Source organism: Saccharothrix sp. DSM 118769, assembly GCF_052936295.1.
This window is the reverse complement of record NZ_CP193627.1, coordinates 4,441,603-4,454,253: the sequence shown is the minus strand read 5'-3', so window position 1 is coordinate 4,454,253 and position 12,651 is coordinate 4,441,603. Positions and strand designations below refer to the sequence as shown.

At 71.3% G+C, this 12,651-nt stretch carries 8 protein-coding genes; all 8 read left to right on the top strand.

Going from position 1 to position 12,651, the window contains the following annotated elements; genetic code table 11:
• The first annotated feature begins 165 nt into the window (after positions 1-165).
• The 8 genes from ACRAKJ_RS19380 to ACRAKJ_RS19345 all read left to right on the top strand — a co-directional run bounded on the left by ACRAKJ_RS19380 (position 166) and on the right by ACRAKJ_RS19345 (position 12,100).
• On the top strand, positions 166-3,090 hold the full coding sequence (locus tag ACRAKJ_RS19380) for a lantibiotic dehydratase (protein WP_438919773.1): 2,925 nt from the start codon (positions 166-168) through the stop codon (positions 3,088-3,090).
• Entirely contained in the window at positions 3,087-4,310 is a 1,224-nt protein-coding gene (locus tag ACRAKJ_RS19375) for a lanthionine synthetase LanC family protein (protein ID WP_438919774.1), read from the top strand. Before ACRAKJ_RS19380 ends, ACRAKJ_RS19375 begins: the two co-directional genes overlap by 4 nt.
• Positions 4,292-6,448: a thiopeptide-type bacteriocin biosynthesis protein gene (locus tag ACRAKJ_RS19370; protein ID WP_438919775.1), complete on the top strand. Its 2,157-nt coding sequence runs from the start codon at positions 4,292-4,294 to the stop codon at positions 6,446-6,448. Before ACRAKJ_RS19375 ends, ACRAKJ_RS19370 begins: the two co-directional genes overlap by 19 nt.
• 184 nt (positions 6,449-6,632) lie before the next feature.
• Positions 6,633-7,868: a methyltransferase, FxLD system gene (gene fxlM / locus ACRAKJ_RS19365; RefSeq protein ID WP_438919776.1), complete on the top strand. Its 1,236-nt coding sequence runs from the start codon at positions 6,633-6,635 to the stop codon at positions 7,866-7,868.
• A 43-nt stretch (positions 7,869-7,911) separates the two neighbouring features.
• Positions 7,912-8,082: an FxLD family lanthipeptide gene (locus ACRAKJ_RS19360; RefSeq protein WP_438919777.1), complete on the top strand. Its 171-nt coding sequence runs from the start codon at positions 7,912-7,914 to the stop codon at positions 8,080-8,082.
• 72 nt (positions 8,083-8,154) lie between these two features.
• On the top strand, positions 8,155-11,247 hold the full coding sequence (locus ACRAKJ_RS19355; protein WP_438919778.1) for a lantibiotic dehydratase: 3,093 nt from the start codon (positions 8,155-8,157) through the stop codon (positions 11,245-11,247).
• Complete coding sequence (locus ACRAKJ_RS19350; protein WP_438919779.1) at positions 11,247-11,681, top strand: lanthionine synthetase LanC family protein; 435 nt, start codon at positions 11,247-11,249, stop codon at positions 11,679-11,681. Before ACRAKJ_RS19355 ends, ACRAKJ_RS19350 begins: the two co-directional genes overlap by 1 nt.
• Complete coding sequence (locus tag ACRAKJ_RS19345) at positions 11,663-12,100, top strand: hypothetical protein (RefSeq protein ID WP_438919780.1); 438 nt, start codon at positions 11,663-11,665, stop codon at positions 12,098-12,100. The genes ACRAKJ_RS19350 and ACRAKJ_RS19345 overlap by 19 nt, the downstream gene beginning before the upstream one ends.
• Positions 12,101-12,651: the final 551 nt, after the last annotated feature.

The following is a 12,651-nucleotide window of genomic DNA, read 5'->3' as shown; positions in this document are numbered from 1 at the left end:
CAGTGCGATCGGCATCGGATCGAGGGGGCGGATGTGGGGTTGGCGGCAGGGTGGCAGTGGGGTGGCGTGGGGCTGCTGCGGGTCAGTACCGCCCCTGGTGGCCTGGACCTGCCACATGACCTTGACCTCTCCGACGCGACATCGGCTGCGACGTGGACGGCACGGATGTGGAAACGCGAGGACGTCCGTGTCGCGCTCGGCGCGGTCAGTCCGGCACTGTGCCACCGGATCGATGCCCTCGTCACCGCCCCCTCCCGCGATGCCTCCTCGGTCTGCCGCGCCGCCACCGCGCTGGCGGCCTACCTGCTGCGCTGGCAGCGACGCCCCACGCCACTGGGGTCGCTGGCCGGCATCGGACCGGTGAGGATCGGCGGCCGAACCACGGTTCGGGCCGGAGGCGTGCACCGCCTGTCGGTCCGGGCGGACGGCGGCTGGCTGGCCGAGGTGACGGCGAGGCTGCACCGCTGCCGGGAGCTGCTGGAGCGGCTGCCGGTAGTGGCGAACAACGCGCTCTGCGTGCGGGGAGGGCGACTGGTCGCGCCCGGCCTGCCGCCCGAGGACGCCCCGGGCGCCGAAGCGCTCATTGAGGTCTCGGTGCGCGCCACGCGGCCCGCAGTCGCGGCGCTGGAGGCTGCCACCGCGCCGATCCCGTTCGGCGACCTGCGCCGGAAGCTCGCGGACCGGTCCCCGGCGGCCAGCTCCGAACAGATCGACACCGTCCTGCACGGCCTGGTCGACCAGCAGTTCCTGATCACCGCGCTGCACATCCCGATAACCGAACCCGACGCACTGGGCGCGGTGTGCGCCGTGCTGCGAACCGCCGCCGCCGAGGACATACCGGAGGTCGCGGGACTGGTCGCCGAGCTGTACGGGATCCGCGACACCCTGGCCGACGGCGTGTTCGCCGCCGTGCCGCCGGGGGTGGCCGACCGGATGGCGGCGATCGCCCCGGCGCAGCGCACGCCGCTGTTGGTCGACACGATCGCCGACTGCGAAGCGGTGCTGCCCGAGGCGGTGGCGCGCGAGGCCCGGGACGCGGTGGCCGTGCTGTACCGACTCTCGCCCCACCTGGGCGGGTTGCCACCGTGGCGGGAGTACCAGACCGCGTTCCGCGCCCGGTACGGCACCGGCGCGCTGGTCCCGGTCCTGGACCTGGTCGCCGACAGCGGGCTGGGGCTGCCGGCCGGCTACCTCGGCTCCGGCCGCGAGCGCGGACCGCGGCAGATGTCCGAGCGCGACGACAAGCTGCTGGCCCTGGTCCAGCAGGCGACCATGACCGGCGACGAGATCGTCCTCACCGACGACCTCGTCGACCACCTGGCCAGCGCGCCCCTTGCCCCGGAGCGGTTACCTGTGCGCACGGAAGTCGCCTTCACCATCCGCGCCGACTGTCCGCAGGATGTGTCAGCCGGGAGGTTCGTGCTGGAACTGACCGGCACCCCCCGGCCGGCCGGCAGCATGGTCGGCAGGAGTGCCCACCTCCTTCCCGAGGCCGACCTCGCCGAGATCCGCCGAACCTTCCAGGAACCCGGACCGGACACCGTCACAGCGCAACTGTCGTTCGCTCCGCGCTGGCGGCGCAGCGAGAACGTCGCCCGCACGAGCAGGCTCGCCCCGACGGTGATCCCGATCGCCGAGCACCGCGCACCCGGTCCGGGCGTGATCGAGCCGGCCGATCTCGCGGTGACCGCCGAGGGCGCGGATCTGCACCTGATCCAGCTTTCCACCGGCAAGCGGGTCATCCCCTACGTCGCCAGCGCGCTGGAGACCGCCCACCACACCGCGCCGCTGGCCCGGTTCCTGTCCGAGGTCGCCACCGCGTGCTTCCCGACCTACGGTGCCTTCTCCTTCGGCGCGGCCGGCGCGCTGCCCTACCTGCCGCGCGTGCGCTACCGCCGCACCATCCTGTCCCCGGCCCGCTGGCAGCTCAGAGCCGACCAACTGCCCGCCCGCAGCGCCAGCGAGCGCCTGTGGGAGGCCGAGCTGTCGGGTTGGCGGGCGCGCTGGCGGGTCCCCGACCACGTCGCCCTGGTCGACCACGACCGCGTTCAGCCGATCGACCTGCGCCACCGTGCACACCGGATGCTGCTGCGCACACGACTGGACCGCGGCGGCCGCCTGGAGCTGCGCGAGTGCGCCGCACCGGGCGAGCTGGCCTGGATCGGCCGCGCGCACGAGGTGCTGCTGATCCTGTCCCGCACCCAGGCCCCGGACCCGACGGCGACGCGCATCACGACACCGCCACCCGTCGTCGCTACCGCCGACCTCCATCTCCCGGCGGCATCGCCCATCCTCGCGCTGCGCCTGCACGCCCACCCCGAACGCTTCGACGAGATCATCACCGACCACCTGCCCACCCTGCTGAACTCCTTCGGACCGAACCCACCGGCCTGGTGGTTCCACCGCCACCGCGACCTCAGCGACCACCGCGCCGACCAACACCTCGCGATCTTCCTGCACATCCCCGCCCCACGGCTGTTCGCCGACGCCGCCGAGAACACCGCGGCCTGGGCCCGGCACCTGCACCACGACCACCTGGCCTCCGGCCTCACGATCGCCGACTGGCAGCCACCGACCGGGCGCTACGGCCACGGCGCCGCCCTGGACGCCGCGCTGGTCGGGTTCGCCGCCGACTCGGCCGCCGCCCTCGCCCAGATCCGCGCAACCCGGGCCGCCGGATTGCGCCCCCAGGCCATCACCGCAGCCAGCTTCCTCGACCTCACCACCGCCCTGGCCGGGGACCCCGCCGGCGGGCGGGCCTGGCTGCTGCGCGAGATCGGCCGCACCGGCGGTCATCTGGACCCCGAACTGCGCGAGCAGACCATCGCCCTGGCCGACCGCCTCGGCCCGCTGGCCGACACCCCGGCCGGTCAGGCGGTGATCCACGCCTGGAGCCTGCGGGCACAGGCGATGGCCGACTATGCCGCGGCACTGTCACAGCAACGAGACCCGATCAGCGTGCTGGAGCCGCTGCTGCACCTGCACCACCTGCGTGCCGTCGGCGCCCACCCCGCCTCCGAAGCCGTCACCGGCCGCCTGGCCCGAGCTCTCGCCCTGCACCGGCAAGCCCACAGCGGAGCGACGAAATGACGACCACCGCGAGCCTGGCCCACGCCGCCGAACACCACGCCCGGCTCCTGCACACCCCACCGCCGAGAACACCGGCAGACGACTGGGCCGCGCAGGACCTCGCCACCGGCAGCGCCGGCATCGCCCTTGCCCACATCGAACGCGCCAGGTCGGGACTGGACACCTGGCAGACCGCGCACGCCCACATCCGCGCCGCCGCCACCACGCCCCTGAGCGACCACGACTCCGCCGCCCTGTTCCTCGGCGCACCGGCCCTGCTCTTCGTCCTGGACGCCGCCGCCGGCAGCAGCGACCGCTACCGCACCGGCCTGGCCGACCTCGACGCCCCGGTCACACGACTCGCCCACCGCCGCGCCCACAACGCCCTGGCCCGCACCGACACCGCACGACCGGCCGCCTTCGGCGAGTACGACGTCTTCTCCGGCCTGTCCGGACTCGGCGCGCTGCTGCTGCGACGCGATCCCGGCGGCAGCGCCCTGGAACGGATCCTGCACTACCTGGTCGCGCTCACTCGGCCGCTGACCGTCGACAACGAGGTCCTCCCCGGCTGGTGGGTAGGCCACGACCCGCACCGCGAAACCCCGCCGGGACACCGCGGCCACGCCAACTTCGGCGCCGCACACGGCATCACCGGCCCATTGGCGCTGCTCGCCCACGCCGCCCGTCGTGGCATCACCGTCGAGGGGCACCACCAGGCGATCATCGACATCTGTCAGTGGCTGGAGCACTGGCGGCGCGACGGCGATGCCGGACCCTGGTGGCCCGAACACCTCGACATCATCGAACTGCGCACCGGGCGCACCCGACAGACAGGGCCAGGTCGACCCAGTTGGTGCTACGGCACCCCCGGCATCGCCCGCGCCGGGCAACTGGCCGCCATCGCCTTGGGCGACCACGTTCTCCAGGACCACTACGAGCGCGCGTTGCTGGCGTGCCTCGGCGACGACACCCAACTCGCGCGGCTCACCGACGCCGGGCTCTGCCACGGCCTGGCTGGCACCTTCCAAACCTTCTGGCGCGCCGCCGCCGACGCCACTACCCCCGCCCTGCACGAACAGCTGCCACGCCTGGCCGACGCGTTGCTCGCCGCAGCCGCACGACCGCACCAGCACGGCCCCGGCCTGCTCAACGGCACCGCCGGCATAGCCCTGGCGCTGCACACCGCCGCCACCGACACCGCCCCGAGCTGCGGATGGGACGCATGCCTGCTGATCGACTGACCCCGGCATCCTCCCCGGCCGAAGCCGCCATCTGGCGCGTCCTGGCCGGAGACGACCTCGACACCACCGCCGGGACGTCCGGCCTGGCCCCCGATGAACTCGCCGCCGCCGCGGCGATCTACCGCCAGGCCGGTCGCGACGCGCTCTCCGCCAACCGGACCGGCTCCTGGCAGCAGGTCTACCTCCGCTTCCAGGACTGGACCCGCGCCGAACACAGCACGGCAACCCACCTGCTGCCGGTACTGACCCGCGCCGAACACAGCGGCGCGATCACCGCGTGGTGGTTCATGCGCAAACACCCCTGCTGGCGGCTACGACTGCGCCCCGGCCACGGGCACGACGCGATCACCGAACTCGCCACCACGCTCGACGAACTCGCCGCAACAGGCCACATCGACGCCTGGTGGCCCGGCCTCTACGAAGCCGAGACCGCCGCCTTCGGCGGCGCCGGCGCCCTCGACGCCGGGCACCGCCTGTTCACCGTGGACAGCCGCGGTGTCCTGGAACTCGCCGCGGCCGGTGGAACCGGACTGGGACGCAGGGAACTGTCGATCCTGCTGTGCGGGACGCTGATGCGCAACGGCGCCGCACTGGAATGGTACGAACGCGGCGACGTCTGGGACCGCGTCAGTGCCGAACGCCCCCTGCCCTCCGACATCGACAGCGACAGGATCGTCGCGATGGCGGAAAATCTGAGAACCCTCGCCCTCGCCGACACCGGACCCGACGGACCGCTGTTCACCGCAGACGGACCGCTGGCGGCGCAATCCGGCTGGGCGACGGCGTTCCGCGACACCGGCCGCGCCCTGGCCGAGGCCAACCGCACCGGACACCTCACGCGCGGACTCCGCGACGTCCTCAGCTACCACGTGATCTTCCACTGGAACCGCCTCGGACTCACCGCCCGTACCCAGGCGATCCTCGCCCACTCGGCCCGTCACGCCATCCTCGGCCCCACCGGCCAACCCGCCGCGCCACGCACCCTGAGCCCGACCCCCGCCTCCTCGGGTCCGGTATCCGCGCCCAGCCTGGATCAGGCCGTCATCCGCTTCCCGCTGATCCAGCAAGGCCGCCAGTTCTGCGGCGACCTGCCCGCACGCGTCGGGCTCGTCGAGGAACACGCGGCCAACAGCGCCCGCTACGACGACCCTGACCAGCGCATCAACGACGCATCCGCGGCCTGGAACCTCGCCGCCCTCATCGCCGCCGACTGCGCCATGCCCGACCTGGCCGAACAACTCTGCCTCGCACAGTTCGACGTCTTCCACCAGTCCTGGCCGCTGTCCGGCCGCCCCGCCATCGCCGGCCTGCAACCGCTGGTCAACCTCGCACGACTGGCCCAGCGCACCGGCAACCCCCAACACTGCTACGACACCCTCGTCCAGGTCGACCACGCCGTCCGCTCCGGCGGCACCGCCGACATCGCCGGTCGGGCGATCCCGTTCGACACGTTCATCGCCCCCGGCGGCGACCGCGCCCCCGTCGAGGCATGGCTACGTCGGACACTGCGCGAAGACGGAACCCGCGCGCTCGTCGCCACAGGCGACTGGGACAAGGCAGCCGACCACGCTTCCGGCTACGACGACACGCCGGAACTGCTGCACGAAGCACGCCAGACCCGCATCATCGCCCTCGCCCGCGCACGACACCGCGACGACGCGCTCCGCCTCATCGACACCGCCACGACCACCCATCCGTGGCACCACGCCATCGCCTCCTGCCTTCGCGCATACACCGACATCACCACAGGACACCCCGAACCGACCGCGATCAACACGCTGATCACCAACGTCCAGGCCGCCCGCACGGCAGCGGTCGACCCGGTCATGACGATGTTCCGCATCCGGCTCGGCCTTGCAACCGCACACCTCGCCGCGACAACCCACCAGCGAGAGGCCGACCTCCTGCGCGCCGAAGCCGCAGACGACGCCCACCGCTCCGGCAGCGCCTACGCCGCCCGTGAAGTGCTCGACGACCACGCCAACAGGCCATCCTCGCCATTACGGCATGTGACGGCATTGAAAAATCTCGCCGCATCAGCCGGACTACAGCAAGGAACGATCCCAGAACAACTCCAAGGTCGGCTGCGTAACGCCACCCAACAAGCCGCCGGTGTCCTGAACCACGCCCTCAAGTGAGTCCCCCACCCCTGACGGCGTTATCAGGCTCGACCGACGTGAACTGTCGCTGCCGCTGTGTGCCGCCCTAACGCGTCCCGCAGGACTGGAACGGCGCTAGAAAGCGATGTTCTGCGACGTGCGATGAAGGACCAGCGGCCGTGAGACCCACACCGACGGCGATGAATTTCGGGAAAGGTGATCGGTGAACACTGCAAGTGACATTGATGCCGGCGCGGACGCTGCGGCGTCCAGCCCTGAGGCGCTGTGTCAGGCGATGGTCGACCAGTTGCGCGAGATGGGTGCCGCGCGCAGCGACGCCGTGGTCGCCGCGCTGTCGAAGGTGCCGCGGCACCTGTTCGGTCCCGGTGAGCCGCTGGACAAGGCGTATGCGGCCCAGGGCACGCTGCTGACCAGGTGCAACGAGCAGGGCGAAGCCGTCAGTACGGTGTCGGCCCCGCACATCCAGGCGATGATGCTGGAGCAGGCCGACATCCGACCGGGCATGCGGGTGCTGGAGATCGGATCGGGCGGCTACAACGCGGCGCTGATCGCCGAGCTGGTCGGTCCGACCGGCGAGGTCACCACGGTCGACATCGACCCCGAGGTGGTGACCCGGGCGCGCGACTGCCTGACCGCGGCCGGATACCACGCGGTGAACGTGGTGGAGACCGACGCCGAACACGGGGTGCCCCGGCATGCGCCGTTCGACCGAATCATCGTCACCGTCGCCGCGTGGGACCTGCCGCGGGCATGGTGGGAGCAGCTGGCGGAGGACGGCAGGATCAGCGTCCCGCTGCTGTTGCGCAGCCTGACGCGGTCGGTGGTGTTCCAACGAGTCGGTGACCACCTGGTCAGCCGGGACTACGAGCTGTGTGCCTTCGTGCCGATGCGCGGGCTGGGTGCCCATAGCGAGCTGACCATCCCGCTGCACGGTGACGACGTGGTACTGCGGCTGGACAACGCCCTTGGTGTGGATGTCGACCGCTTGGGCGAGGTGCTCACGAAGCCGCGTGCGCAGGCGTGGTCGAACGTCACGATGGGCGGCGAGGGTCGGTTCGACGGTCTGCACCTGTGGATGGCGCTGGGCCTGCCGGGCTTCGGCCTGCTCATGGCGAGCAGGCAAGCGCAGTCGCAGGACATCGTGGCGCACGCCTGGCCGCTCGGTGTGCCCGCCGTCGCCACGGGCGAGAGCCTGGCCTACCTCGGTCTGCGGCCCGTCGCCGACGACCCGTCGGCGCGCGAGTTCGGGGTCTACGGGCACGGCCCCGACGCCGGACGGCTGATGGAGCAGGTGCTGCAGCGCATCCGGTCCTGGGACGGCCAGAGCCTGTCCGCCCGGATCGGGGCCTATCCGTCCGCGACGCCGGACGAACAGCTTCCGCAGGGCGGGCTCGTGTTGGACAAGAAACACACGCGGGTCGTCGTGACTTGGTCCTGACGAGCCGCCGAGGAAGAAACACCATGACAAGGAGGAGATGTCCATGACCGTTCAGACCGATCTCGGGGTGGCTGCACCGGCGCCAGCGGAGCCGGACCTGTTCGACCTCGATGTCCGCTTCGCGGAATCGGGTCCGGCGCTCGATGTGCTGGTGCAGCTCACCGGGGACAACTGCGGTGCCACGTGCGAGAGCGCGTGCGTCAGCTGCCCGTAACGGCCTGCCGGGCCCCGGTGACGGAACGCCCGTCATCGGGGCCGGGCACCCGCGAGGCGAAGGGACGACGCGTTGTACCGGTTACTGGATGCCGCGCTTCTGCGGTCGGCCGTCGAATCCGTCCCGGAGGATCTACCGGCGTGTCCGGACCTCACCGGCTCCTCCCCGGAGCACCTCGCGCGGTGGCGCGAGTGGATAAGGCTGGTCTGGGGTGCCGGCACGCTGGCCGCGGCCGTCGAGGTGGCCAGCCCGATCCTGGCCCGCCGAGCTGAGCAGGTTCTGGCCGGTCGTCCGGTCCCGACACGTGAACTACGCAGCCTGGTGCTGACCCTGGTGCGGTACCGGCTGCGCGGCACCAGCAGGGCGACACCGTTCGGATTGTTCGCCGGAGTCGCTCCCGCACGGTTCGGCCCGCGGGTGGAGCTGCGTCGCGACGGCGGGCACCGCGCTCACGCGCAGGTCGACGCCGAATGGCTCGCCACGGTCGTCCGGCACCTGGAGACAATGCCCGGACTGCGGCCGCTGTTGCCCGTGACCGCGAACAATCTGCTGTTCGTGCGCGACGGCAGGCTCGTGATCGGCTGCCGTCGGCATCCGACCTCGTCCAGCGGCGCCTCCGAGATTTCCGTCCGCCACACCGAACCGGTCCAGACCGCGGTCGCCGCAGCGGCGACTCCCATCCGCATGAACCACCTGATCGACAAGCTCGCGGCCGGCTACCCCTCGACGCCGCGTCCGCGGATCGAGGCGATGCTCGCCAGCCTGGTCGAGCAGGGCATCCTGCTCACCAGCCTGTATCCACCCATGACAGCGACGAACCCACTGGGGCACGTGCTGGAGGAACTGCGCTCAGCCGGCGTCGACGACGTGCCCGAGATCGCGCACCAGGTACTCCTGTTGCGCGACATCCTCGCCGACCTGTCCGAGCACGAGCGGGCCGACACGGTGGCACAGCGGCGGATCCGTGCAGCGGTCTCGACCCGGATCACGAGCCTCGGCGACACCAATCGGCCGATCGCGATCGACCTTCGTCTCGGCGACGCCGTCACGCTGCCTGCCCAGGTCGCTCGTGAAGCCGAGAAGGCGGCGGCGGTGCTGGCCCGGTTGACTCCGTACCCGTCCGGGCCACCGGTCTGGCGGGACTACCACGGTCGGTTCGTCGAGCATTACGGCCTGGGCGCGGTCGTTCCGCTGATCGAGCTGGTGCACGCCGACACCGGGCTCGGCTTCCCCTCCGGTTACCGCGACTCGCGGTTACCGACGCCCCCGTCACCTTCGTTGTCCGACCGCGACGTGGCACTGCTCGCCCTCGCACAGACCGCCGCGCTGGAGCATCGCCGGGAAGTCGTCCTTGACGACCCCGGCGTGGCCGACCTGGCGGTGACCGAGGTCGAATATGTCCAGCCGCACACCGAACTCCGCTTCCGCATCCACGCAGCGGACCAGGATGCGCTCGCACACGGCGACTTCGACCTCGCGATCATGGGCGTGTCCCGCGCGGCAGGAACCACGATCGGCCGGTTCCTGCACCTGCTCGACCCCGCCAACCGCGCGCGCATGATCACCGGTTTGGCGGCGCTTCCCACCGCCATCGACGAAGCGTTGCCGGTGCAGGTGTCCTGCCCGCCGCTGCGTCCGCGCGCCGAGAACATCACCCGGCACCCTGTCGTGCTTCCCCACATCATCACGCTCGGGGAACACCACGGTGGCGGCGAGAGGATCGCAGTGGACGACCTCGTGGTGACCGCCGACGCCACCCGCCTGTACCTGATGTCGCGGACCCGACGCCGTGTCCTGGAGCCGACGGTTTTCAGCGCGGTGGAGTTCGTCCACGCCGCCCATCCGCTGCTGCGGTTCCTGTGCGAGATCAGCGCCGCATCCTCCGCCGCCTGCGTGCCGTTCTCCTGGGGTGCGGCCGAGCGCCTGCCGTTCCTGCCCCGCGTGCGGTACAGGCGGACGATCCTGTCCCCGGCGCGGTGGAGGATGACGAGCACGCAGCTTTCGCCCTCGGGCACCGCCTGGCCGCAGTGGGCCGACGCGGTCGCGCACTGGCGTCACCGGTTCGACGTGCCGGACCGGGTGTACGTGGGCGAGGATGACCGTCGGGTGCTGCTGCACCTCGATGATCCGGCGCATCTTCACCTGCTGCGCGCGGATCTCGACCGCACGGGGCACGTCACCCTGCGTGAGGCGGCCCCGTCTGACGCGTTCGGGTGGCATGGCGGCCGTGCCCATGAGATCGCCGTGCCGTTGGCGACGTGCCGACCGCCGCAGCCCGCACCGCCACGGCGCCCCCCTGCCTCGACCGTGACGACCAGCACGCAGCCGGGGCATCTTCCCGGCGATCCGGAGTCCGGCTGGCTTTACGCCAAGCTGTACGTCCATCCGGATCGGCACACCGGACTGCTCACCGACCACCTTCCTCGCCTGTGGCACCACTTCGACGACGAGCCGCCGTGGTGGTTCATCCGCTACCAGGATCCGCAACCCCATCTACGGCTGCGGATCCGCCTCCCCCGCCCCGACGCCTTCGCCGACACCGCACGAAGCGTCGGATCGTGGGCCGACGAACTGCACCGCCTCGGTCTGCTCGGCAGACTGCAACTGGACACCTACCACCCGGAGATCGGCCGCTTCGGCGACGGCCCCACCCTCGCGGCCGCCGAAGCGGTGTTCGCCGCCGACTCCGCCGCTGCCGTCGCACAGCTGACCGCCGGTACACCACACCCGCACTCGATCACCGCGGCGAGCCTGGTCGACCTCACCGTCGGCTTCACCGGCAGCCGGCACGCAGGCCTGCACTGGCTGATCGATCACGTCGACCGGATTTCCACCCCCGCGCTCGCACGGGACCTCCAGGCCCGGACCATCCGACTGTGCGACCCAGCAGCCGACTTCGCGGCCCTGCGCACGCTGTCCTGTGGTGACCTGATCAGCGCCCGCTGGCGACAACGCCGAACCGCGCTCGCGAGCTACCGCGACATCCTCGCTTCCCATGACACGACCATCCGCGAGGCGGCCATCGGGATGACGCGACAGGCCGTACTGCCGGATCTGCTGCGCCTGCACTGCATCCGGGTCGCCGGAGTCGACCGCGACGCCGAGCTTGCTTGTCTGCGCCTGGCCCGCGCCGCCGCGCTGAGCTGGATCAACCGAGGAGCATGATGAGCACCACACAGGACAGCACCGCACTGGACACTACGGCGGCCTTGGCCGAACGAGTGACCGACCTGAGCACACTGTCGTCGCTGCCCACCGGCTGGAGGCGCGGCCCCCAGTCGTTGGCCGGCGGCGCGGCCGGGATCGCGCTTCTGCACATCGAACGCGCCCGCACCGGCCACGGCGGCTGGGACACCGCGCACGCCTGGCTGTCCGCTGCCGTCGCCGACGAGCTCAGCGCAGGCCCGAACGCCGGGCTGTTCTTCGGCACTCCGGCACTGGCCTTCGTCGTCCACACCGCCGTCGAACGACCGGGAAAGCTCGACCGGGCGCTGCGGACACTCGACGCGGGCACGGTCGAGTTGACCCGTCGACGCCTGGACCGGGCACATGCCGGCTCGACCGGGCGGACCGGCCGCCGATGGCCGAATACGACCTGATCTGCGGCCTGTCCGGCCTGGGCGCCTACCACCTGCACCGCCACCCGCAGCACGAGATCACCGCCGAGGTCCTGTCCTACCTCGTGCGGCTCACCGACTGCATCGCCGAACTCACCCAGGCAACCCGTCCCATCGCAGCCAAGGAGATCGCAACAGCGCTCGTCCAGCTCGCACTGCAGACGGGCGACGCACACACTGCCAGCCTCCTCACGCACATCGATGGGTGGCCGCACCTGGCAGCAGACCAGCGGGCACTCACACACGTCATCGAGGCATCGGGCACGAGGGCGCGCGCCATGCCGCCGCAGCACCTGCTGAACTCCCTCACCACCGCCACCCGGCATGCCCTGACCACCCTGGCCGACCTACTCACCTCCGCTCGCGAACCCGACCAATCGAACTCCCCAACCACCACCTGAAACTGCACCGGCCATCGACTCATGCACGCTTCACCACCACCCCAAGCCGAGGACCAGTGCGCTCGCGTCGCTGCCGACCCGGGGACTGTTCCAAGATCGGCTATGGCACACTTCCGGTGGTGACGGTGAGTAGCCGGTCGCGGCCGTGACCTTATGGTGGAGATCGATCCCCTTGCGGGGAAGTGCTTTCGGGCTGTCGACGCCTTCGTCATCGCAGCCCTGGGCGCCGGACGGCACGGCCGCAACCCCGGATGCGGACCGCGACCACCACCCTCCGCCACCCGCCCGACGACCGAAACCGACAGTCCGGAAATGCTGCCCCCGCAAGGAAACACAAGATTACGAACAACCGGCCACTCACCGTCACCACCGAAAGTGCGCCAGAGCCGATCGCGAGATAGACCCCGCACGTCAACCTACAGACAAGCGGTACGCCACCGGGAGTACCTCGACCCGTCGCAGCGAGTGGTCGAGGAAGGGTGGTTCACCGCGGCATTGAAGGACGCGGCGGTCGCGGCACGGTATTGCGGCCGTGACACCGGTCAGGGTGG

Bases quoted from the DNA above. Each gene is read 5' to 3' on its own strand.
- ACRAKJ_RS19380 (WP_438919773.1), top strand. From the start codon at position 166: ATGTGGAAACGCGAGGACGTCCGTGTCGCGCTCGGCGCGGTCAGTCCG.
- ACRAKJ_RS19375 (WP_438919774.1), top strand. From the start codon at position 3,087: ATGACGACCACCGCGAGCCTGGCCCACGCCGCCGAACACCACGCCCGG.
- ACRAKJ_RS19370 (WP_438919775.1), top strand. From the start codon at position 4,292: ATGCCTGCTGATCGACTGACCCCGGCATCCTCCCCGGCCGAAGCCGCC.
- ACRAKJ_RS19360 (WP_438919777.1), top strand. From the start codon at position 7,912: ATGACCGTTCAGACCGATCTCGGGGTGGCTGCACCGGCGCCAGCGGAG.
- ACRAKJ_RS19350 (WP_438919779.1), top strand. From the start codon at position 11,247: ATGAGCACCACACAGGACAGCACCGCACTGGACACTACGGCGGCCTTG.
- ACRAKJ_RS19345 (WP_438919780.1), top strand. From the start codon at position 11,663: ATGGCCGAATACGACCTGATCTGCGGCCTGTCCGGCCTGGGCGCCTAC.